21 protein-coding genes are annotated in these 23,261 nt (G+C 42.2%); 7 read left to right on the top strand and 14 right to left on the bottom strand.

Features of this window, described 5'->3' with window-relative positions; all coding sequences use genetic code 11:
* Window positions 1-19 precede the first annotated feature (19 nt).
* On the bottom strand, window positions 20-1,786 hold the full coding sequence (locus tag MAS10914_RS0116885; protein ID WP_017317132.1) for an alpha/beta hydrolase: 1,767 nt from the start codon (window positions 1,784-1,786) through the stop codon (window positions 20-22).
* 61 nt (window positions 1,787-1,847) lie between these two features.
* Window positions 1,848-2,120, bottom strand: a complete 273-nt coding sequence (locus MAS10914_RS0116880; protein ID WP_017317131.1) for a hypothetical protein — start codon at window positions 2,118-2,120, stop codon at window positions 1,848-1,850.
* 473 nt (window positions 2,121-2,593) lie between these two features.
* Here MAS10914_RS0116880 and MAS10914_RS0116875 point away from each other — a divergent pair, with 473 nt between their 5' ends.
* The 4 genes from MAS10914_RS0116875 (at window position 2,594) to MAS10914_RS34315 (ending at window position 6,854) form a co-directional block, all read left to right on the top strand.
* Window positions 2,594-2,884: a circadian clock KaiB family protein gene (locus MAS10914_RS0116875; RefSeq protein ID WP_017317130.1), complete on the top strand. Its 291-nt coding sequence runs from the start codon at window positions 2,594-2,596 to the stop codon at window positions 2,882-2,884.
* A 56-nt stretch (window positions 2,885-2,940) separates the two neighbouring features.
* A complete protein-coding gene (kaiC, locus tag MAS10914_RS0116870; protein ID WP_017317129.1) occupies window positions 2,941-4,434 on the top strand; it encodes a circadian clock protein KaiC in 1,494 nt (497 codons plus the stop codon).
* 131 nt (window positions 4,435-4,565) lie between these two features.
* Window positions 4,566-6,533, top strand: a complete 1,968-nt coding sequence (locus MAS10914_RS0116865) for a hybrid sensor histidine kinase/response regulator (RefSeq protein ID WP_017317128.1) — start codon at window positions 4,566-4,568, stop codon at window positions 6,531-6,533.
* 30 nt (window positions 6,534-6,563) lie between these two features.
* Window positions 6,564-6,854, top strand: coding sequence for a hypothetical protein (locus tag MAS10914_RS34315; protein ID WP_156818175.1), 291 nt, complete (start codon window positions 6,564-6,566; stop codon window positions 6,852-6,854).
* Window positions 6,855-7,018: 164 nt separating this feature from the next.
* Here MAS10914_RS34315 and MAS10914_RS0116860 read toward each other — a convergent pair whose 3' ends face one another.
* On the bottom strand, window positions 7,019-8,254 hold the full coding sequence (locus MAS10914_RS0116860; protein ID WP_017317127.1) for a damage-control phosphatase ARMT1 family protein: 1,236 nt from the start codon (window positions 8,252-8,254) through the stop codon (window positions 7,019-7,021).
* 187 nt (window positions 8,255-8,441) lie between these two features.
* Here MAS10914_RS0116860 and MAS10914_RS0116855 point away from each other — a divergent pair, with 187 nt between their 5' ends.
* Entirely contained in the window at window positions 8,442-9,614 is a 1,173-nt protein-coding gene (locus tag MAS10914_RS0116855) for a glycosyltransferase (RefSeq protein ID WP_017317126.1), read from the top strand.
* Window positions 9,615-9,703: 89 nt separating this feature from the next.
* Here MAS10914_RS0116855 and MAS10914_RS0116850 read toward each other — a convergent pair whose 3' ends face one another.
* The 5 genes from MAS10914_RS0116850 to MAS10914_RS30370 form a co-directional block, all read right to left on the bottom strand.
* Window positions 9,704-10,873, bottom strand: a complete 1,170-nt coding sequence (locus MAS10914_RS0116850) for a pyridoxal phosphate-dependent aminotransferase (protein ID WP_017317125.1) — start codon at window positions 10,871-10,873, stop codon at window positions 9,704-9,706.
* Between the two features lie 270 nt (window positions 10,874-11,143).
* Window positions 11,144-11,635, bottom strand: a complete 492-nt coding sequence (locus tag MAS10914_RS0116845; RefSeq protein WP_017317124.1) for a hypothetical protein — start codon at window positions 11,633-11,635, stop codon at window positions 11,144-11,146.
* A gap of 385 nt (window positions 11,636-12,020) precedes the next feature.
* On the bottom strand, window positions 12,021-13,103 hold the full coding sequence (locus MAS10914_RS0116840) for a class I fructose-bisphosphate aldolase (protein ID WP_017317123.1): 1,083 nt from the start codon (window positions 13,101-13,103) through the stop codon (window positions 12,021-12,023).
* Window positions 13,104-13,543: 440 nt separating this feature from the next.
* Entirely contained in the window at window positions 13,544-15,139 is a 1,596-nt protein-coding gene (locus MAS10914_RS0116835) for an AAA-like domain-containing protein (RefSeq protein WP_017317122.1), read from the bottom strand.
* Window positions 15,140-15,201: 62 nt separating this feature from the next.
* Window positions 15,202-16,932 (bottom strand): AAA-like domain-containing protein, encoded by a 1,731-nt coding sequence (locus MAS10914_RS30370; protein WP_017317121.1) that lies wholly within the window; start codon window positions 16,930-16,932, stop codon window positions 15,202-15,204.
* A 723-nt stretch (window positions 16,933-17,655) separates the two neighbouring features.
* Between MAS10914_RS30370 and MAS10914_RS0116825 the strand changes: the two genes are divergently transcribed.
* Window positions 17,656-17,904 (top strand): hypothetical protein, encoded by a 249-nt coding sequence (locus MAS10914_RS0116825; protein ID WP_198014982.1) that lies wholly within the window; start codon window positions 17,656-17,658, stop codon window positions 17,902-17,904.
* A gap of 777 nt (window positions 17,905-18,681) precedes the next feature.
* Window positions 18,682-20,109 (top strand): acyl-CoA dehydrogenase family protein, encoded by a 1,428-nt coding sequence (locus MAS10914_RS0116815; RefSeq protein WP_017317118.1) that lies wholly within the window; start codon window positions 18,682-18,684, stop codon window positions 20,107-20,109.
* A gap of 166 nt (window positions 20,110-20,275) precedes the next feature.
* Here the strand turns inward: MAS10914_RS0116815 and MAS10914_RS0116810 are convergent, their stop codons facing one another.
* Genes MAS10914_RS0116810 through MAS10914_RS0116785 form a run of 6 tightly spaced genes read right to left on the bottom strand, consistent with a single transcriptional unit; the run spans window position 20,276 to window position 23,166 of the window.
* Window positions 20,276-20,737 carry a hypothetical protein gene (locus MAS10914_RS0116810; RefSeq protein WP_017317117.1) on the bottom strand — a complete coding sequence of 154 codons (462 nt, stop codon included), beginning with the start codon at window positions 20,735-20,737 and terminating at the stop codon, window positions 20,276-20,278.
* Between the two features lie 5 nt (window positions 20,738-20,742).
* Window positions 20,743-21,597: a phage tail fiber repeat family protein gene (locus MAS10914_RS0116805; protein WP_017317116.1), complete on the bottom strand. Its 855-nt coding sequence runs from the start codon at window positions 21,595-21,597 to the stop codon at window positions 20,743-20,745.
* A gap of 2 nt (window positions 21,598-21,599) precedes the next feature.
* Complete coding sequence (locus MAS10914_RS0116800) at window positions 21,600-21,905, bottom strand: hypothetical protein (protein WP_017317115.1); 306 nt, start codon at window positions 21,903-21,905, stop codon at window positions 21,600-21,602.
* 35 nt (window positions 21,906-21,940) lie between these two features.
* Window positions 21,941-22,318: a hypothetical protein gene (locus MAS10914_RS0116795; protein ID WP_017317114.1), complete on the bottom strand. Its 378-nt coding sequence runs from the start codon at window positions 22,316-22,318 to the stop codon at window positions 21,941-21,943.
* Window positions 22,318-22,569 (bottom strand): hypothetical protein, encoded by a 252-nt coding sequence (locus MAS10914_RS0116790; RefSeq protein ID WP_017317113.1) that lies wholly within the window; start codon window positions 22,567-22,569, stop codon window positions 22,318-22,320. The genes MAS10914_RS0116795 and MAS10914_RS0116790 overlap by 1 nt, the downstream gene beginning before the upstream one ends.
* Window positions 22,570-23,166: a hypothetical protein gene (locus MAS10914_RS0116785; protein ID WP_017317112.1), complete on the bottom strand. Its 597-nt coding sequence runs from the start codon at window positions 23,164-23,166 to the stop codon at window positions 22,570-22,572. It lies immediately after the preceding gene.
* Window positions 23,167-23,261 lie beyond the last annotated feature (95 nt).

Genomic DNA, 23,261 nt, shown 5'->3' with positions numbered 1-23,261 from the left:
TATCCCCTGGGGGTGAAGTTTATGGTTGTGTAGTAAAGGCTGAACCAAACTTATTGATCTGGTGAAAAGTTAGATTGTACTGTCGTTGGATTGCCTTCGAGCCAGAATTTTGAAGGCTCACAGATTGCACCAAACTGAGTGGTAAGGGTTCTTGACTAATAGCGGTGACGTAATCTGCACTCAAGTAGCGGCGGTAACTCTGGTCATTAGCGACATAACTTCGGAAGAAAGGAAGACCTAAAGCCATAACATAGCGACGCGCTAAGGAAGGACTCGGACCAATCACCTGTTCGGGAAGGGGTATGGCAGAATTTGCAGAATCTGGTGATTCTCCAATCGTTGAGAAGTGCGTTGCACCATTAATTAATGCTAAATATTTGCTTGGGGTCGTTAACCAGGTGAAGGGTTGAATTTGTTCTAGAAGAGCTGGAGCCACGGTATCCACACTGCTAGCCACAATCATCACCGGAATGTTAATTTGACTAAGACTGGCTTGCCCCATAATACTACTATCAATTGGGTTAATCGCTATAACTGCCTTTACGCGTGAATCGGATAGGTTATATGCAGATTGCGGTAAAGTCTCAGCCAAGCACTGAAGTAACAGAGAAACATTGAGCACATCCGGTGAAGCTGGGCAATTCTTGGCAAGTTCCTTAAAATCAATTGGTGCTCCTGCTAATGCTAAAGCCGTGTAACCACCAAAAGATTGACCGACCACGCCTACTTGTTCCATATTTAAGCGCGCCTTATATGTAGAGTCAAATTGAGATAGGCGACTGAGTTGATCCAACAGATATTTTATATCCAAAGGTCGGTCAATGAATTCTCTGGCGCTTGTGACTTCCGCCGCCCTACCTACCAATAGAGCTTGCAACTGTTCGGCATTGCTACCAGGATGCTCTGGAACAGCAACGACAAAGCCGTAGGAAGCAAGGTGTTCAGCTAGGTAAGCAAAACTGGTTCGGTCAGAACCGAGTCCATGAGAGATGACAATGACTGGACGAGGGCTGGAGGTATTCGGTAGGTAAATGTCAGCGGCAAAGGTGCGATCGCGAGATGTATCGTTGAGTGTGATAGTTCGCTTCTGCCAACTAAAAATTCCTGATCCTGACAAGTCTCTTACTAAGGTATTATCTGGCTCGGAGGTATTACCACCCTCCAAGGATTGCTTATTGATCAGTGCGATCGCCTGTTGAGACTGATTGACCAGCCTCTCAAACGCTCCGGCAATCTCCAAGCTGCGCGATAAATTTATAGAAATCGATCTTGAGGGAAACTTGCGTAGTACATTTAATAAAGTTAACCCTTCTGGGTCAGCCGCTGCAAGAATGAGCGCGGCTCGAATTGCATAAAACCCACTAATGCCAGATTCCTGTTGTACGACTTCTCCCAACTCTTCTAACAGTCTTTTGCCAATTGGCGTGTAGAGAAACTGCGAAACTCCTACGGCTTTTAGGGGAATGGGAGTCAGCAAAACTTGCCGTAGCTGGGTGAGTCGCTCTTTGTCTGCATGCTGAACATATGCTGCTAATTCATGATCGGCTTTGCCTGTCCTAGCATAGGTTTCGAGAGAATTAATAGGAATAGAGCGAGCTACAAGACCGTAGGATAAGGTCAACCGCTCTGCACCCAAACTAGGACGAGCGGTTAAGGTAGGAATTAACCCAATACTAAGAACCCCCAAGGCTATTTGTAGCCAAATCAAGTGTTTGCTGACAAAATGAGCATGAGGACGCAAGCGAACAACTCCGGGGATACCAGGCGGCGTCGGCGAGTAATTCATGAGTATCACCGTCACCCACAAAAATAAGCGTCTTATGGACTTGATGTTAAAGTACGCTCGCTCAAGTACGATCACTCTGTTGCCGGGCAAGTACGCATACTGTTTGTTGATGTATGTCATCTTGTTTAGGGTGAGGTGTTTGGGTACGTTTGGGGTCAGCGCTTGGGTTTGTGTCGAAGTCCCAATCTTGTTGGAAAAACAACGACAAACCTATTTTGCCGCATTTAATTACCGCAGGTGATTGCACGGACAGCGATTTATCGGTTGCTTCTATGGGTTGTGTAAATTGTTGGCGACTGTAAAGTATCTTTTTGAGTTTGCTATTCGCCAGCAAATTTTCTCATTTGCACAGATATAAATGTACGACAAATGTAGGACTCTTGTTCACATTTTATTTGCAGCAGTTTGGGGATGAGTGAGGTACAAAACTTCGAGATCAAAGTCAGATATAACAACTTTCTTGCTTCTGTCCGCGCAGCGTACACGGAGGGCATATTCTGACCGATTTATTCTGAATACTGCTCTATGATTGGACTTAATTTTCATCTCATGTCCTTTATTTTACTCCGGTCGAAGTAACAAAAGCGGGTTAATCCCAAAATTTTAGACCAGAATCCTGACCTTTTTGCAAATACACTAGAGATGACTTTAGCAGAAAATTACATATGACTTATGAAGTAATGGCTGCCTAACTGCTAACCCTCAGAAATACTTCGTTAGTCTGAATAAATTTAACATTAATAATAATTATAATGACTTCGATAAAAAGCGTATTTATCCATTAACAGGTTGTGGCTAAAATAACCAATGGGTGATAAATATTTACTCAAACTATATGTTACAGGATACACCCCTAGATCCCAACGAGCAATCTCCAATTTAATTAGGTTGTGCGAATCACAACTGCGAAATAGACATGAGATAGTCATTATAGATGTGCAGGAGCATCCCCAGGTTGCTGAAGCTGAAAAAATTTTAGTGACCCCAACTTTAATTAAGGAATTTCCCTTACCAAAAGTGCGAATCATTGGGGATTTATCTGATATGCAAACAGTTTTGTTAGGGCTTAATATTCCCCAGATAAATCAGGATAATTAAGTGATACTCATCAGTAGTATTCTATTTATTAATCAATCAAAAACAAAATTTCACAGATGAATCAGAAAAACGAACAAGATTCTGTTGAGAAGCTTGTCACAGGAATTCCTGGTTTTGACGTATTATCTGAAGGAGGATTGCCTGTAGGTCGGGTAACATTGGTCGTTGGCACCGCAGGCGTTGGCAAGAGTGTATTTGCATCTCAGTATCTTGCTGAGGGAATTAAACGGGGCGAGAATGGGGTGTTTGTCACCTTTGAAGAATCTCCTCAGCGGATACGGAAAAATATGCGTAGCTTTGGGTGGGATATCCGCAAATGGGAGGAGGAAGGCAAATGGGCGTTTGTTGATGCCTCTCGCGTACCTGGAGAAAAACCTTTAATTAGCGGAGAATATGACTTCGATTCCTTAGTTGCTCGCATTAAGTATGCCATCAATCAGGTAAACGCAGTGCGAGTCTCAATGGATTGCCTAAGCGCAATTTTTACTTATTTACCTGATAAGGCTCAAGTCCGCAATGACCTCTTCATGATTGCTTCAGTCCTGGGACAAATTGAAAGTACGGTTGTTGTAACATCCGAGCGCCCTCAAGAATATGGTGAGATTAGCACTCAAGGTGTAGAGGAGTTTGTTGCTGACAATGTGATCATCTTGCGGAATGTCAGACTGCAAGAAAAGCGCCGACGTACTATAGAAATTGTCAAGTATAGGGGCAGCTCTCACAAGCAGGGAGAATTTCCTTTTTCCATCCTTTCTGACAAAGGGATTGTGATTATTCCTCTCTCTACAACGGAGACATTAGAGGATGGCACTTCTGATATCCGCATAACCTCTGGTCTTGCAGAACTTGATGCCATGTGTGGCGGTGGTTTCTTCCGCAATTCCATCATCCTAGTGTCAGGAGCCACAGGTACTGGTAAAACTTTGCTATCAACCCAGTTTATTGCAGCTGGAGTTAATAATAACGAACGTTGCTTATTGTTTGCTTTTGAGGAAACTCGAGCACTCATATTTAGAAATGCGCTCTCGTGGAGTGTTGACTTCCGGCAAATGGAACGAAATGGAAAATTGCGAGTCGTGTGTCGCGATCCAGAGACAAATCCACTAGAGTATCACCTGATAAAAATGCAAGAAATGATTGAGGAATTTCAACCAAATCGGGTAGCGATTGATAGTCTATCGGCATTGGAGTGGTCTTCTAGCACAGAAGGATTTCGGCAATTTATTATTGGTCTTAACTCAATAATCAGAGAGCGGAAAGTAACTACACTCTATACCTCTACAACTCCGATGACGCTTGTCAGTGGCACCTCAACTTCGGAGGCTCATATTTCTACCACTACTGATGTCATTATCTTACTACGATATGTCGAAGTTTATGGAGAAATTCGTCGGGGAATAACAGTGCTTAAAATGCGCGGTTCACAGCATGATAAGCAAATCCGCCAGTTCATGATTGACAACCAGGGTATGCACATCGGTAAACCATTCCGCAATATCACTGGTATTTTGGTTGGTAATCCCGTATTCGGTATTTACAGACCAAAGTGACTGGATACCTCTTTTTCTTCTCTTCCTTGAGGAAGAATGATAAATATAAGTCCCAGGGTAATATAATGCTGAACCAAAAACTTATTAAGATTTATTTATATTAAATACCTGTTTACTAAAACTAGCTAAAAGTGGCTACTCAATTGAATATTCTGCTGTTATTAGACTCGCCCCAAAGTACTGAAAACATCCTGGCGATGTTGGATGGGGTTGGCTTTGTAGCCAACTATAAGTTGGTATCAACAAAAGCTGATTTTCTCACTCATCTCAATTTTAGCTGGGATGTGATGATTGCTGACTACAGCTTCAGTGATTTGGATGTCTTGGAGGCATTGCAAAGAGTCCAAGCACAGGGGTTAAATGTGCCTTTTGTGATTGTTAATGGCACAGATAGTGCATCCATTGCTGTGAAGTGCATAAAGGCAGGAGCAGCGGACTACCTACCCAAAGATGAACTCGTACGGCTTCCCCAAGTTATAAAACAGACACTTGCTAAGAAAACACAGCTGTTAGAATTACATAAGTATAAGAAAGATTTAGAACAACGGCTGCAAGCACAAACAGCAGAACTCACAAGACAAGAAGATCGCTCCCAACAAGTAGAAGCCGCACTGCAAAGAATTGAGGCACAGTTGCAAACCTTGATTGCCAAGAATGCAGATGGTATTGTGGTCGTAGATCGGCAAGGTATTGTGCGTTTTATCAACCCAGCAGCACTAAAGCTGTTTGGTCGCAAGCAAGAAGAGCTATTGGGTGAATTGTTTGGCTTTCCTGTTGTTGGCAGTGATAACACAGAGGTTGATATTTACCCACATAACGCAGAAAGTGCTGCAGCAGGCGGTAGTTTAGAAAAAATTGCCCAAATGCGCGTCGTAGAAATTGAGTGGCAAACAGAAACCGCTTATCTTGTTTCCCTAAGAGACATCACGGAACGCAAGCGAGTTGAAGAAGAGCGAAATAAACTTTTGGAACAGGCTCAAGTAGCCAACCGTATCAAAGATGAGTTTCTCTCCGTCCTCTCTCATGAACTGCGAACACCCCTGAATCCAATATTGGGGTGGGTGAAACTTTTACGCAGTGGTAGGCTTGCTACGCATAAGATAGATCAGGCTCTAGAAAGTATCGAGCGTAACGCTTGCTTGCAAGTACAACTCATTAATGACTTGCTAAGTGTGTCTAAGATTTTGCGCGGTAAGTTAAGTCTCAATCCAATTGCTATTAACCTGCAAACGACAATTGCTGCTGCCATAGAAAGCGTGCGTCTTGCTGCTCGAGCTAAATTAATTAAGATCACGACTGTATTTGATCCTAATGTAGGAGAGGTTTTCGGCGATCCCAAACGATTGCAGCAAGTTCTGTGGAATTTACTTTCTAACGCTGTTAAATTTACCCCATCTAGGGGAGAGGTCACAGTTCGGTTAGAAAGGCTTGACTCATATGCTCAAATTCAAGTCATCGATACAGGCAAAGGCATTAAACCAGATTTTCTACCCTACGTATTTGATTACTTCCGTCAACAAGATAGCAGCTACTCCAGAAAGTTTGGCGGGCTGGGGTTAGGTCTTCCTCTCGTTCGCCATTTGGTTGAACTGCACGGCGGAATCATCCGAGCAGAAAGTCTTGGTGAGGGAAAAGGAGCAACTTTTACTGTCTGGCTCCCCCTGATGCTTGATCCCCCCATGACAGCAGGTGATACTCAAAAAGATGACAACAACCCAAATTTAAGTGGAGTGCGAGTACTGGTTGTGGATGATGAACCAGATAACCGTGATTTTCTGGTTTTCCTCCTAGAAGCTTATGGGGCTTCTGTTTGTGCAGCCGCCTCAGGACACGAAGCGCTCACATCAATGGTTGAACAGCAGCCAGATTTGCTGGTAAGTGACATTGGAATGCCAGAAATGGACGGCTACACGTTGATTCGTCAAATCAGGTCTTTACCAGCCGAACAAGGCGGACAAATTCCAGCGATCGCCCTTACTGCTTATGCAGGGGAGACTGCTCAACAACAAGCATTAGGGACTGGTTTCACACTTCATGTTCCCAAGCCAGTCGAGCCAGTTCTCTTAGCAACAGCGATCGCAAACTTGGTGGAGAAATGAGTTGTTTATCAGTGTTAAGCACTAGAACTCTTGCATGCAGTCAATGTTTTTGAGATTAAACCGCAGATAAACATCGATGTAGGCGTAAGCCGTGTCGTAGGCTACACAGATATTTATCGGTGTTTATCTGTGTACTCTGCGGGAAGCCGTTCTGAGGGCGTCTACATCTGTTATGATGTCCGGCAAATCACCCATAATACAGCAGAATACATCCATCAGAAGTCAGAAGTCACAAGTCAGAACTCAGAAGTAAAATTTCCTCTGTGTCTGGCTTTTAGACAAAGCGCGTTGTACTTCATTTACTTGCAATGTGCTGTATAAATTGGGGTTGGATTCATGTTAAATGGTTGTGGCTTTACGGTTTTGTTCACCCACACTCAGGTCAAACATAATAAGACTTTTACCATCTCATTCCCCAGAATTACAACCAGCAGAAAGATTGTGGACTTTGGTTGACGAACCAATCACAAATTGATGCAGCTTAACTATTTATCCACAAACTGAACAACTCCCCATTGTCCATTAGTCAACCATGCAGTGTCTGACTTTACCACTTCCTCAAGAACTTCAGATTGGATACCTGCTGTGACTTCCGATTTCAGAGTGCGTAGGGCTACCATTGGTGCAGGTAAGTAACACACAATATCTGCAATATCAGTCGTGAAATTCCAGTGCCTATCTCCTAACAATCTTCGATAATTTGCATCTCCTTTAATCACTATCAAATTGGAATGAGATAACTCATCTTTGAGAGATTTAGGTATTTTCCAAAAGGCTAAAGGTGATGTCCAAAAATAATCATCACACAGAACTAATCGCTCTGATGCAATATATTCTTGCAGTCTTTGAGCAAAGTATATCAATTCTGGATGGCTAGAAGTTTCTAAAAACTCTGTTGTATGATGCACATCTTTAATCATGGCATCAGAGACAAATGTTGGGTGAGGCTTTAAATGCAGTTTAATTTGACTAGCCACACCACTACCTAAAAGATAATCCACCAAACACAAATCACAGACAAGTTCAAACCCAGCATTGTCTACAACCAAATCAACACGTCCTGAATTGCTATTAACTAACAATTGAGTGACTTTGAGTGCGTCATCTACTAATATGTGAGATTGTTGGCTTTGAATGTCAAAACGACTGCGGTCAGTCTCAAATGCTGACCAAAGACTGAGGTCAACTCGATTTCCCCACAAAGCAAAATATAACAATGCCATCAAAGCTGTTTGCTTTGATTGACTTTTTTGCTGTGATACATTTAACCATTCATTCACTTCAGTGCATAAAGCAACGATTGAGTCAAGGGAGGTTTCTAAACCTTGATGTTTTTGTAATTCAAATGGATCTACACCTTGCCATTCACTCTTGAGAAAGTAATTGGTAATTTGCAGAATAAATCTATAGAAATAAGTTTCAGCAAAAAACCAGGGAACATCTATCCAACGCTGTTCTTTGTATGGTTCTAGATATCTATCCCACGCTGCAAAATCCGCACCAGTGTCATCTACAAGAAGTGGCAAATATCCTGATGACAGTTCGCTGGCTAGTTTTTCCAAGCTGTCATTAATATTGGTTGTAAAATTATTTTCAACGATGACTCTACGGGCAATACTGGGCATCCGTTGAGTGACTGTAAACTCAGTAAAAGTACCAACTTCTGCACCCACAAGTGGTGGTGGTAGGGGTAATTTAGGGATGTCGGATTTCTGTTCCATTCACTTTTCTTTGCTAGAAAGCACCACTATGAAATGGTGCGATACTTTGTTAACGAACTCTACAAATTTAAGATTCAATTTATAAATGTATCACTGACGCGGTCGTTTACTTGACCAAAGCAAAGTTGCTAATATTTACCCAATATTTAAAAAAGTACACGAGTCACCTATGAAACTTAGCCTGTGCATGATTGTCAAAAACGAAGAAGCAACGCTGCCTAAATGTCTTGGGAGTGTAAAAAATGTGGTAGATGAAATGGTAGTATTGGATACAGGCTCTACAGACAGCACTCCCCAAATCGCTCAAAAATTTGGTGCGAAAGTGCATTACTTTGAATGGTGCAATGACTTCAGTGCTGCCCGGAATGAAGCTTTAAAATACGTCACAGGTGATTGGATTATTGTATTAGATGCAGATGAAACTCTGACCCAGAAAATAGTACCGCACTTGAAGCAAGCAATACATAGGGAAGAATACCTTCTCATCAACCTCCTTCGCCATGAGGTGGGTGCAGAACAATCTCCCTATTCCTTGGTTTCCCGCCTCTTCCGCAATCTTCCAGAAATCCGCTTTTCCCGTCCTTACCATGCGTTAGTGGATGATAGCGTGTCCGCAATTTTAAGTCAGGAACCACGTTGGCAGGTCGGTTATTTAGATGAGGTTGCAATTCTACACACAGGATACCAAAAAAGTGCTATAGCCCAACAAGATAAACTTACCAAAGCTCAAGCGGCGATGGAAGAGTTTCTTGCCTCTCATCCTAATGACCCTTATGCTTGCAGTAAACTGGGGGCGCTGTATGTGGAAACGGGGAAAATAGTACAAGGTATCAAATTGTTGGCGCTGGGAGTCGCCTATTGTGAGAAAGAGTACGAGACTTTGTACGAACTCTACTATCATCTGGGCATTGCCTACTCTCGTTTGCAAAATCATAAAAATGCGATCGCCCACTATGATGCTGCCATCAAGTTGCCCATTTACCCCATACTTAAACTAGGAGCTTACAACAATCTGGGCAATTTACTCAAAGCATCTGGAGATCTAAATGGTGCTAAGACTGCTTACGAAATAACAATTAAGATTGACCCTAGCTTTGCTATTGGTTACTACAATTTGGGGATGACTCTCAAGGAGTTGGGTTTATTCAAAGATGCTATTATTGCCTACCGTAAAGCAATTGAGTTGAATCCAAAATCTGCTGAGGCTAATCAAAATTTAGGGGTATTGCTGCTGAAACTTGGCTACGTACAGGATAGTTTAATGACTTTTAAAAAAGCAATAGCCCTTCACGAACAGCAAAACCCCGAAGAGGCGAAACGACTGCGCCAAGGTTTGGAAGAAATGGGGTTATTGCGTTGATGGTGGTTAGTAGGTAGTAGTTAGTAGATAGCGGTTAGTAGGTAGTGGTAATTCTTGACAACTATCAACTATCAACTATCAACTACCAACTAACTAATCACCGATTTGACAAATTTTTCCAATCTATCCATTCCCTTTTCAATTGTTGCCATATCCGTGGCGTAGGAAAGGCGAATATTATCATCAGCACCGAAGGCGATTCCAGGAATAACTGCCACTTGCTCTTTTTCTAGCAAGGCGTTACAAAAATCTAGGGATTTTAGTCTCGTTTGGCTGATATCGGGGAACAGGTAGAAAGCGCCGTCTGGTTTTGAACAACTCAGTCCAGGAATAGCGTTGAGTCTTTCCAACATCACCTGTCGCCGTTTGGCAAAAGCTTGGCGCATTTGTTCGACACAATCTTGCGAATCTTCTAAAGCAGCGATCGCACCATATTGGGCAAAGGTACAGACATTTGATGTACTGTGGCTTTGGATGGTAATGGTTGCCTTAATTAAATCAACAGGTCCTGCTAAATAGCCGATGCGCCATCCCGTCATTGAGTAACCTTTGGCAAACCCATTGCTGATCACAGTTCGGGCAAAAATTTCTGCTCCCAACGAACCAATACTGACGTGTTTTGCCCCATCATAGAGAATCTTCTCATAAATTTCGTCGGAAACAACAAGAATATCAGCCTCAACGATTATCTTTGCGATCGCCTGGATTTCCTCTGGTGTATATACCATACCAGTGGGGTTAGATGGCGAGTTGAGGATGAATAATTTCGTCTTGGAGGTCATCGACTTACGCAACTGATCTGGTGTAATTTTATAACCAGTGGAAGCATCTGTGGGGACAATGACAGGCACTCCACCTGCAAGCGTCACCATTTCGGGGTAACTTAACCAGTAGGGCGCGGGTATAATAACTTCATCGCCTGCTTCAATCAGCGCCAGCATTAAGTTAAACAGAGAATGTTTACCACCGTTGGTGACGATAACATTTTCTGCCTTGTAATCAAGACCATTGTCAGTTTTTAACTTGCGAGCAATGGCTTCCCTTAACTTTGACTCCCCAGCTGCTGGTCCATATTTGGTCTTACCTTCTTCCAAAGCTTTTTCCGCAGCTGCTGTAATGTGCGCTGGACTGTCAAAATCTGGTTCTCCAGTGCTAAAACTACAAACATCAATTCCTTCTGCCTTCATTGCCTTAGCCTTTGCTGCAATGGCTAAGGTTATAGAAGGTGTTACCTGACTTACTCGTCCTGCCAGCTTCATCTTCACTTGTTTGGCAAACTTCTGACCTATTTAAGGATATCCCAGAAATTCTCTTGTTGATATTTGTCTTTGAATAATTCCTTTGTTGGTCTGGGTGTAGGGATTCTGAATCTTCCCCCACATCCCTCACCCAGTGTCAACAGATCAGGCTAGCACTTAAGTCCTGAATATAAAAGAACAGCCAACATTGGAATAATTATAACATAATCCAGCTGGCTTATGCAATCAACTCATCGTTATAGAAGACAAGTAAGAAACGCTCTTGTTTGCTTATTGACCAGTTTGGCGTTTTACATTGTCAATTGCTTGGTTGTAATCTCCACGATCTGCTTTATTACGAGCGAGTTCTTGCTCAATTGGGCTACGGTCGTAGTCTTTTGCCCCAAAAGCACGCTGAGGCTGGTCGTTACCCAATTCCTCGCCAACTCGTTGTAGCATATTGCCAGGATTTTTTTGCCGAATTCCAGTTCCCAATTCCTTGGGAATCACTTCTGCTGCTCGCTTACCGCTCTCGATGTAATCATCACCGCCGATATCTGGTGTTGTGTTGGCGTACCGTCCCATTTTTTCTTCTGCTTTGGCAGTATTTGCGTTGCTCGCATAGTAGGGAACGGTTTTTTCAGCGGAAGAATAATCGCCAGAATAATAACCTGCAGCTTGAGACGAGGTAGCAGGTAAGCTCATGAACCAGACGAAACCAGCCAGTAAGACTACCGCGATTTGGCGGCGCAATTGATTAAATAGTTTGATAATTTCCAACATTCAGGAAATTCCCTCCAAGCTTTGTGAATTAACCCTCTAAATGTTAGGAAATTTGCAAAAAGCTCTCTTCTTCCCCTAGGCTGGTTACATAGTCTATAAAAAGTAGGGAAATAAAAGCCGCTCGACAGTGCTATTGCAACTTGACCAGCGTCGCTGACATCGTTTTTGTTGAAATATGCTGCCTTTGGACTAGATTAATATGGGTTAGAGAGAGTACACTCTCTTTGTTGTTATGGCTATTAAAGTCTATGGTGGCAATGATATCTGCTATACTCTTGATGATATTTCTTATTATGTTAGTCGTTAGCATAATTGAAGCAATTTCAGAATAAGGATGGGCGAGATGCCCATCCCACAAGATAATCAAGCAGATTCAGGCTTAAGGTTAAGCGATCGTTACCTCACCAGACAAGTAGACATCTTGAATAGCGTGGAACAGCTTCACTCCTTCCTCAAACGGACGCTGGAATGTTTTGCGCCCAGAAATTAATCCTGTTCCACCAGCGCGTTTGTTAATCACCGCAGTGCGAATTGCTTCGGCAAAGTCATTCTTTCCAGACGCCCCACCAGAGTTAATTAGCCCTGCACGTCCGCAGTAGCAATTTAGCACCTGGTAACGAGTCAAATCAATTGGGTGGTCGGTGGTCAAGTCTGTATAAACCCGCTCATTTGTTTTACCGTAACTCTGACCAGTCGCCTTGACTACTGCTCCGTAGCCATTGTTAATTTCAGGCAATTTTTGTTTGATGATGTCGGCTTCAATTGTCACGCCTAGATGATTCGCCTGTCCCGTGAGATCACCAGCAAGGTGGTAGTCTTTGTCTTGCTTGAAAGCGTTATTCCGCAGATAGCACCAGAGAATAGTCACCATCCCCAGTTCATGGGCGCGTTTAAAGGCGTGGCTGATTTCCTGAATTTGCCGGGTGGATTGTTCTGAGCCAAAATAAATTGTCGCACCCACCGCAACTGCACCTAAATTCCAAGCTTGTTCTACATCAGCAAACAAAACCTGGTCAAATTGATTAGGGTAAGTCAGCAGTTCGTTGTGGTTAATTTTGACAATAAAGGGAATTTTGTGGGCATATTTGCGCGAAACACTCCCCAAGACTCCCAAAGTCGTAGCAACAGCGTTGCATTCGGCTGCTATTGCCAGCTTGATAATATTTTCTGGGTCAAAGTACATGGGATTAGGAGCAAAAGATGCACCTGCTGAGTGTTCAATCCCTTGGTCTACAGGGAGAATGGATAGATATCCCGTATTTGCCAGCCGTCCGGTAGAGTAAAGCGTTTGGAGATTACGCAAAACTTGGGGATTGCGATCGCTATTGATCCAGACTCGATCCACAAAGTCTGGTCCTGGTAGATGTAGCAAATCTTTAGAAACTTTTGCCTTGTAGGTGAGCAAGTCTTCTGCTTCTTTGCCTAGCTGGGACTCGATAAAACCTGGTGTAGATAGAGTGGCAGTCATAGTATTTTTCCTCAAGACTTCCGTCTCTTATGGTGGCTATGCCCAGACTAGCGTATGTCTCCCTTAAGACAGAGAATAGCTATTTTTTCTTTTGATTTTCTTTAGGTTTTGAGAAAAAATTTTGACCCTCTCATAGCGATGCTCTTAAGAAGAACACAGAACGCAGTTGGATATCCCCATAAATAAGAACAAATCTTTTTCTTCTTTCCATAAATGAATGCACGGGGCAAGCATCCTTTTATTATTCTGACTACTGAGTCCTGAGTCCTGAGTTCTTTATTCTGTCACACAAATGCCTGTCTTCCTTTGCCACCTCTGCATTCGTCCGCAGATAATCCCGCACCCAATTGCAACCATAGCTCAGTAGGTCTATATGGAGCCGCTGCAAATCCCACAGAATTACGGTTTGGTCATTACTTGCCGAGGCTAAAGTCTTACCGTCATTGAATAAAAGCCGTCATTCCCAATACTATAGCAACCAGCAATCCAATACTGACCGCCCCCAGCAAAAACCGTTGAAGGTTAGCAGTTTTTTTCTCTTGTGCCAGTCGCGCTTCTACTTCCTTGAGCCGTTGTGCCTCCAGCGTCTGTTCTACTTCTCGCCTGTCTAATTCTTGACTAGCGGCAAGAAACTGATAATCTAAATCGCTTAAGCTTTTGCCCTCCTGCGCCCAAATTTGGGTATCTCTCAACGCTTGTCCCCGCAGTAGTCGCGATTCATCCGTCTGTTTTGATGCTATCCAAGCATCAAAGGCTTGGGAGTAGGGGCGCAGGTTTCTTAATTGTTTTTCCACCCATTCGAGGTTAAAGACTTCCTGATAAATGCGGTTTTTTACCTGCAAAAAACCCTGCTCTTTTACCACTAAACCTGATAGCAGCAGTTCAATTTGCTCACGACTATCATCGGTTGGAACTTCCACACCTTCTAAGAGTTGCTGATAGATACTTAGCAGTCTCCCAGCACGTTGCTCATTTCTTAGAATGCGATCGCGTATCGTCCGCAAATGCTCCGGCTCATCTTGCGATTCCCAGTTATGAATAATGCGATCGCGCACCAACTTCTCTATCCAAAGTTTCTCGTTGTCTGTGATAATTCTAGAAAAGCGATTGATTGTATTTTGAGAGCGATTTATGGCATTTCTTGAGCTATTGATTGCATTTTGAGAGCAGTTTATTAATTTTCTTGAGCTATTGATTATTGGATTTTGCGAGATTTTTTTTTGTCTTTCTTCAATAAGAAAACTATTATTTGTTGCTTTTTTTGAAAAAATCAGGCTCAGTTTAAAGATTTTCTGAGTGAGAAATGGTTGCCCACCAGTCAAATCTAATATTTTTTTAAGAACTGCTTTTGAATCACTGACTTTGCCTTCTAATCCCGTAGCTAACGGCTGGGCTTCCTCTAGTTGAAACCCCTGCAAATCTATTGCTTTGCCAATATTAAAAGCAGTCCGATTTTTGTCAGCAATTAAATCTGATGGAGTGGCTACACCAAAGATGGCAAATGTGAGGCGATTATATTCTGGATTCATAGCTCTTTGATTATAACAAAATCGGAGCAGGGCAAAAAAATCATCGACTGAAAAATCTAGGCTGAGGATACTATCTATCTCATCAATAAATATGACAATCTTATTTTCAGGGATTTGGACTAGAAGTACATCTTCAATAAAATGACTCAGACGCTGGGGTAACGAAATATCTTCTTTCTCACGCCACCAAGATTTTAAATTAACTTTTCCTAATAAATTAAATCCCCGCCACAATTCCGTTACAACGCCTTTATACCACTGAAGTGGGGTGATATTTTCGCTACCCACACATGACATATCTACAGTAGTACAGCGATATCCTTGTTGTTGTAGCAGATGCCTTGTTCTCACTATCATAGAGGATTTGCCCATTTGCCGACAGTTGAGGACATAACAGAATTCACCTGCTTTTAATGCTTGAAAAAGTTCCTCATCAGCCTTTCGTATAACGTAGCTGGGAGCATCGGTTGCGAGGCTTCCGCCTACTTGGTATCGATAATTCGTCATTGGCTACTTACTAATTGCTGATGGACTTGTAGTTGTTGTATTTCAGTACGACTACCTAACCTTTACCGTTTATTATTGCTCAATCCATAATTTAACGTTGTGCTGACATACGTGCGATCGCGCTCACCTTTCATTGACTGATACATTGCTTCAGATGCAGCATCCACTAAAATCTTTGGGGAGTCTTTTGTCTGAGGAATTGTGCAAGCAATGCCTAAACTCACAGTAACAACAGGTGAAGGTAGTCCATAAAGTCCTTTATCATGAGCAAGAGCCAATTTTTTGACTTGCCTTCGGATATATTCAGCAATTTTAAAAGCAATAACAGACGTTGTATCCGGCAAAATCGCCGCAAATTCTACCCCTTGATAACGAGCAGCCAATCCTTGATGAGAATTATTACTGCTTATAGTTTCACGGACAACACGAGCAATCAGCCGCAAACATTCATCTCCAGCTTCCTGACCATGAGTGGTATTGTAAATTTTGAAATAATCAATTTCCAATATAATTACTGACAAAGGACTCTTCTGGTTTGCTAACCTTTGCCACTGTTGTTCCAGGTAGATATCAAAGTAGCGTGTATTGGCAAGTTGAGTCAATTCATCTGTATAAGACAAGCGCTGTAACTCTTTGACTTGTCTTTGCAACTGCTCAATTTGTTCCTGCTTATTCTGTTCCTCAAAGGTTTGAAGAGCAAAATACTGCCGATACAACTTGCTTGCAACAGTATACTGATTCCCATCTAATTTTATCAACCCCATACCTTCTAACTTATAGGCAACTAGGGGATTTAATTCCACACGACCATCAGCAAAAATCATCTGTTTAAAGACTGTTGCTAATTCAGGATTCTGCTGCAAAGTTGCTAATTGTCTCCGTAAGTGAGTGCTATAAATTCCAGAGATAGTGGGGGCTTCATCTAATAGCTGTTCTAAACTTATTTGAGGAGAGTTAACAAGGTGATAAATAGCCAATTTCACTAAGTAGGGATGTCCTCCCACCATTGCCTGTAGTTCTTGGGCTTTTTTTTGCCCTGCATAACCTCTCCAATTGAGTCCACAACGGTGTGCTAAATCCTGAATCTGCTCCCAGCTAAACTCAGGTAATTTAATTGATAATCCGACATTAAAAGGAGACTGATTAATATTTAAGCTAGTATAAACTTCTGTTGAGTGAACTACAACTAACCGGAGTTTTTGCCAAATCATATTTTGTTTGGCTTGTTCATGCCATGAGCGTAGCAATGAGAAAAATTCTTGGGCAATTGCAGAATACTCAAAAATCTGATTGACTTCATTCAAAACCAAAACTAAAGGGTTGTCTAAGTTCCTAAGCAAATACTCTTGAAAATAAACTGTGCAACTGACCTTACTGCCAATATCCTCATCCCAATAATCATTTAGCATTGATGATAGCTGCAATTGGTAACTAACATTTGCACACACCCAACGCAAAAATCTATTCAGGGACTTAAAAACTGCTGCCTCTGCTTGCTGAAAATCTAAATATACGGTGTGATAGCCAGATTTCTTGGCATAATCAAGCAGGCGCAGTACTAGAGAAGTTTTACCCGTCTTATGAGGAGATTGTATCCGGATAATACTCCCTATTCGGGTGATTTCTTGATAAGTTTGTTCTTCAGCCGGGGAACGAGTAATGTAAAAAGGAGAATCAATGGGTTCTGGATCACAAGGAAATTCTAAGACGACTGACTGCATTGGCTCTACCCCCTTATAGTAAAGATCTAAGTAATTGCTATATAATGGCTGCTCATCATAATGGCTGCTCATCTTAAATACCTTTTACTCTTCATTACAATTAAACAATTTACCAATTCACCTTATTGAAAATAAGGATTCTTCTCTCTCATTTTTTCTCAGAGAAAAAAGAATGTAAATTTTATACATATATTTTTACATTCGTTTTTTTTGTTCTTTGATATTTTGACTAACGGCAGATAAATAATTCTACTGGTTAGCTAATTCATAATTAAATAGCTATCTAAAAAATCAAGGGACTGATGCACACCATGTTATTTTGTAAGTGACAAGAGACACACCTTGTGAATTTTAAAATTCAGCTAAACTCAAGATAAGTTTGTGTTTATAGTTAAGCATTTTAGAGAAATGAATTATTATAACAATTACTTTCTCTATCTATCTTTTTAGCTTTTTAGATAAAGTGATAAATTATATCCCCCTATGAATTAAAAAATGACAAAATGACAAAATGACAAAACAAAGAATTATAATTTACTTGATTTTGTAAATAAAAGTCTATCTATCTTTCGAGGGATTAAAAAAATGGAACACAGATTGACCCTACAGAGTTTATGAGAGAAAGTGTCAACAAGATAACAAACTAAAGATTAAAAAGGCAAAACCACAAGCCACTCTTTTGGTGGCACATTATTCTTAGAATCAGCGAATCATTTCACTACCCCTTCGTTATGTTGCCTAAACCTAAAAAGCGTTGGACACCCTCACATTGGGCAAGTTGGAAGCCTTTTGGTATTGGAGAGCAATACCCCAACAACTACTGGGACCTCAAAATTCCTTGTAAAATCAAGCTTTTCAGACTTTGAGCCATTTTTAATACTCACCTTTTACTACTCACTTGCTGCTCAAACAATCATTTTTACTATCATTTTTAATGATCGCCAGATGCAATCGCGCTACTCAGATGCTATTCATCGCCAAATGAACAAAACCTATAATGCTGCTGGAACACACGGCATTATAGATGTAGATGAACACTTATAGCAATTTGCATTTTGAGGGAATACAGCTTCTTGTCAGGGCGTATGCCCGAAGGGCAGGCTCCGCCAACGCGCAGCGTGCCCTTCGGGCATACGGCTGTTCGCCCCTACAGATGTACCTCGCTCAGTCGAAAACTGCTGTACTTTGATTGTGGAATTTAGAACAGAAACTGTGTAGTAATCAGTGAATAGAATACTGCTGTTTAGCCATATAGGTCAACTTTGGTTTCACCTATAAGAATATATCGAAGTCTTTTGACCTATAGCTACTACTCGATACTCTGTTTTCTTTGTCAATGCGTTAGTCCTAACTAGTATATTTTCCACGAATCAATTAAAACCGTTGACCTGGGTGATGATGTCGCAGTAATTCAGTTCGACCAAGGGTCATTTCACAAAGCTCAAGTTCTTGATTGTCCAGATAACATTATTCCTATTTTTCAACCTCCTCATTCTCCTGAACTTAATCCGATTGAACGATGAGTGGGAATTTCTTAAATCGAAACTGCAATGGGAAAGTTGCAAAACCCTCGTGCAACTACAGCAGAAGTTAACTGATGTACTAAAAACAATTACATCTCAACAGATTGCTTCTCTGACTTCTTACGACTTTATTCTTGAAGCTTTATTTAGCGCAGCTTCATAAAGAGTTGGTAGAGTAGTTACAATGTGAATATGAAAATTGATCTTGTCTGAGCATATGCTTAGAAACAATAGCTTTTAAGCCAACGCTGCCATCGCATTCAATCAGTCTTGCAATCTAGTCGCTAGTAGAATTTTTATGACGGCAACAAAGACCTGGAATCAGGAAGAATATTGGGGTTTAGGATACGACTTTGATCCACAATGGATGCTAACCTCAGTGCAGCAGGAATTACAGGCAAAGTTAATTGAGCTTTGTGCAACCGTTCTACGTCCCCATGCCATTGAAACCGATCGCAATTTAACTTACCCTCGCAAAAACTTTGAAGCCTTGGCTTCTCTCGGCTTACTGGGCTTGTTTGTACCCAGAGAATGGGGTGGACTGGGTGAAAGTCATACCTGTGCAGTAATGGTTGCCGAGACGATCGCCCGCTATGGTTGTCCGAGCACCGCCATGTGTTACATCATGCACTTAGGGGCAACGGCAGCAGCCCTATTTCGAGCACATCACAATTGTGGCTTGAGAAACTTGTTGCAGCGGCTCGATTCAGACGTTTTGATCGGCACACTATCTTACTCTGACCCAGAAACCGGATCTCATTTCTGGTATCCCGTGTCCTCTAAAGCGCAGCAAGTCGGCGACCGCTGGGAAGTGTTCAAGAACGCATCTTGGACAACCTCGGCGGGTTTCGCAGATTGGTACATCGTCCAAACGACCAGCCCCGAATTTGATGGCAACTATGCTGATTTGTCCTGCTTTTTGATCTACCGGGATGAGGTGAAAGCAGAGCCTCATAAGTGGGATGCCTTGGGCTTGCGCGGCAACCAGTCAGGGACACTGCTAGTGGATGGTGTCAGCGTGCCGCTTGATCGCATGCTCGGTCCTAAGGGCGATGGCACTGCCTCTAACGATGAAATTGTTGATCCGTTCTTCTTGCTGTGTTCTTCTGCCTGCTGGAATGGCATTGCGCTAGGAGCGATCGATATTGCCAAGCGTCATGTGACTCGCAAAAAGCACGTAGATGTAGGGATGCGGGTGGCGGACTATCCCACAATTCAGGACTATTTTGGCGAAGCGATTATCGACACAAATGCTTGCCGCATGTTTACCTTTTCAATGGGTAAGCTAATGGATGATCTGACAAACCAGTGTGATTGGTCAATCCATGCCGATCTCAATGCTTTACCCCGTTCTGCTTACCTTCCCTGGTACTGGCAAATCAAGTTTGCTGCTGCCAAAAATGTGGCTCACGTCTGCGATAAGATGCTGCAGGCTTGCGGTGGATCTGGCTTTAAGAAAGATATGGAAATTGAACGCTATTTGCGCGACGGTAAAGCAGGTTGGCTGATGGGTCCAACCAACGAAGTGTTACGGCAATTTGTTGGTAAATTAGCGCTGCTGGGATTTGAATCGTTGGACTACTGGAATCAGAATGTGAATGAGCGCATCCTGCACAATGAAGTGAAAAAGCTAGATGCACAAGGCAAGCGTAAGTTAGCGGCTACCCTGTTAGAAGAAGCGGCTTCAGAAGAGATGAAGCAAAGCACCCAGAAAAAGCACGTCTAGCTGAGGTGCTTTTGGTTGTCCAAACAGGTATTCGTAAGCCGGATGCCCAGGGAAGGAGATAAATCCAGCTTGGAGACTGGCTTTCGCAGGGCTTTGACTACTCCTCAATCTTGATTCTCTTTGGCAGCAAAATACTTAACGGGGTCATCGGCATTACCTTAGTAAGTTACTGATGCTGGTCTGGCTTGTCCTCGTGATACTGGCGGATGCGAAAACCCCCCTCGCGTTGCAAGTAACCCTCAACATCTCGCATAGAGTTATAGAGGCGGTTAAATTTGTGGTCGATTTTCTCGTTTAACTGTCCCAACACCATCTGCACAGTGTCTTTACGGTTCACATAATCTTGAATGTGCAGATCCAGCTTTTTATCCAAAGCTTCAATTTGATGAAGCCTAGCGATTAATTTTTCATGACCCTCGCTAGCTATGTGCTTGATTAAATCCTCATCAAGCTCTTTAAGAGTATTGGCTAGATTGTTAAATGAAGTAATAATTTTGATGACCGCAGCAGCCAAGACAGAAGCACTGACTAAGATGCCTAAAATCACTCCTGTTGATTCTAGAGTCAGAGTAACTCCTGTTGACGACGGAGAATCGTTAACAGCAATTATCGGTTTTGTAAAAGCCATTAGATTTAAATACTAAAAACAGAATTCATAAATATCGTCCCCCCACCATAACTAGCGACCTTTATTACCCCAGTTGATTCAATTTGAATAACATTGCTGTACATCCCACCGGGGAACCAAAGTATTTCTTGAGGGCGAAATCCTGTTGGTAAAGTCGCTATGACATCACCACTAGCAATGCTTGTAGATTTTTTCAGATAACCTTTAAGATAGATTAACTCTGGTGTAATTTTTCTATATTGAGCAGTAGCGTAGCCACTACCTACGTTAGTCCAGCCAGTATTTAATGTGAGATTAATCCAAGTTGTATCAATCTTTAAGGCTTTAGCATCCAGTGCTGCTTGCAACCCAGAGACATTCTCTATTGTATGTTGATGAACCGTTGGCGCTTTAGCATCCAGTGCTGCTTGTAACCCAGAAACATTTGCTATTGTATGTTGATGAGCCGTTGGCGCTTTAGCATCCAGCGCTGCTTGTAATCCAGAAACATTTGCTATTGTATGTTGATGAGCCGTTGGTGCTTTTTCATCCAGCGCTGCTTGTAATCCTTCTACATTTACAATCGAGTGTTGATGAAGCGTTGGCGCTTTTTCATCCAGCGCTGCTTGTAATCCTTCTACATTTACAATCGAGTGTTGATGAAGCGTTGGTGCTTTTTCATCCAGCGCTGCTTGCAATCCTTCTACATTCGCAATCGAGTGTTGATGTATTGTTGGTGCTTTTTCATCAAGAGTAATTTGCAATTCCGTGACCGTATCAATTGAGTGTTGATGAATTGCATTTGCCTTGGCATCTAAAAGAGGCTTTAAAACCTCGCTGCTGTCAGTAATGAGAATAGAAGATGGATTAGTTAAAGGCATTATTAAACAAACTCCCGAATCAACGCGAACCCCTCAGCAGCAACCTCCCACATCCCAGCAATCGAACCAGTGTAACCAAAGGGGAGTTCGTAGTAACTTCCAGGCATGAGCTTTGTAGTGAAAGCATTCAGCGCGACTCTATCTGTCAGGTCTATGTACAAGGTGACTGGGCACTCGTTCCAAATTGTCGCCCCCTTACGATTTTGGTTAGCCTTAAGAAGAATAACTGAATTTGGGGAAGCAGTAATATTCGTGGCAGTCACTTTAGTGGATTTTATGCTTTCTTGATTTGGACTGTTTAAGGGCATAATTACTCAAGTTTTAAACAAGTTGAAGTGCTCAACTAAATCTCACCTTTAAACTCCCAAACAGTAAAAGAGCAATCTTTAAAATATTTAGGAGGTTGGAAAGAAATTTTATAGTTAGTGGGGAACTTGGACATTTTCAAAATGATCGGAACAACCAAGGGAATAAAAAACCTTTCCCCTTGTGCCATTCCCGTTAAGCCCAGTGGAGTGTCAACAAAAAACTGGCTCAAGTATCCGGCTTTGACCCATGAATCTTTAGCAGAGACAGAAACTGCTTGCACTCCAATTGTGCTGGAAGTAAAAAGATGATTGGGTTCAAAAGCTGCTATGGGTTGAATTATCAAATCCCCTACTAAAGTGGCATTTTTAGTGGAATTAGAAATTAAAACCCAGCTTTCGGGATTATCAAACATTAGCGCATCAATAGCTCTATATGTTCTTCTACTTCGCCCACAAACCTTAAAGGGTCTATGCCGTAATGGTCAAGCAAGTCAAAATAAGTGGAATCATCCAAAGTGCCAGTTAACCATTGACTAGCAGCTTTATTGATCACTTGCATCCCAAGACTCGTACTATCATCCGCATCCCAATCAACCGACACAGTGAGCAAGTCTCTGAGATTTCGTGGAACCCATAACAAATTGTTGTCAGATGCGATAGACATTCAGACCCCTTCTGGAACAAAGCGATAACGGCTAGCTGCGGCGTTCTCGCTGCCAGTAAACAAGCCAATAAAAGCTGGCTTTTCTTTAATAGCCTGGACGACGCTGTCGTAAGTATCAGCTGCAACTTTTTTCCCAAAGCTAGCAGTTACAGAGTCATTTTCATGCCTATAATATTTTCTGCCCGTAATCCGCGATGATTCCTTTGTTGTTGCAGTTACAACCCGTTGGATGATGCTCACTTTAGCGAATTTGAAACTTTTCGCATTTTCCAAAACATTGGGAGTCGCTAACGCTGCAACTTCTTGAGTGCTGAAAGTAAACTCGTCAACGATTCCTTTAAGAGTCGTTGCCAGTGCTGCCCCTCGACCTGATTGAGTAGCACTAATGAGCCTAGCAGGAACATAAATTAATGATGTCCCGCTTGCATCAAATGGAACAATGTATCCAGGAGTTCGAGCCGTTTTGACTTTATTTGCAGCAGTGGTAATTGCTGCATAAGCGGCTTGCCTTTCTTCTGTGCTCTTGTTAAGCCATGCTGTATATTTGGCGTAGTCAGCAGCCAAACGAACACCACGACTAATATCTCTATACGCCATCTTTTTATGTACTGAATTGTTATTGCTCCTCAAGCGTAGCAACAGTTTTTACGTATTTTTTACCCGCAACAAGTTAACTTGTCGAACGAATAATT

Source organism: Mastigocladopsis repens PCC 10914, from assembly GCF_000315565.1.
Classification (GTDB): Bacteria; Cyanobacteriota; Cyanobacteriia; order Cyanobacteriales; family Nostocaceae; genus Mastigocladopsis; species Mastigocladopsis repens.
This window is presented reverse-complemented; position numbering and strand designations above follow the sequence as displayed.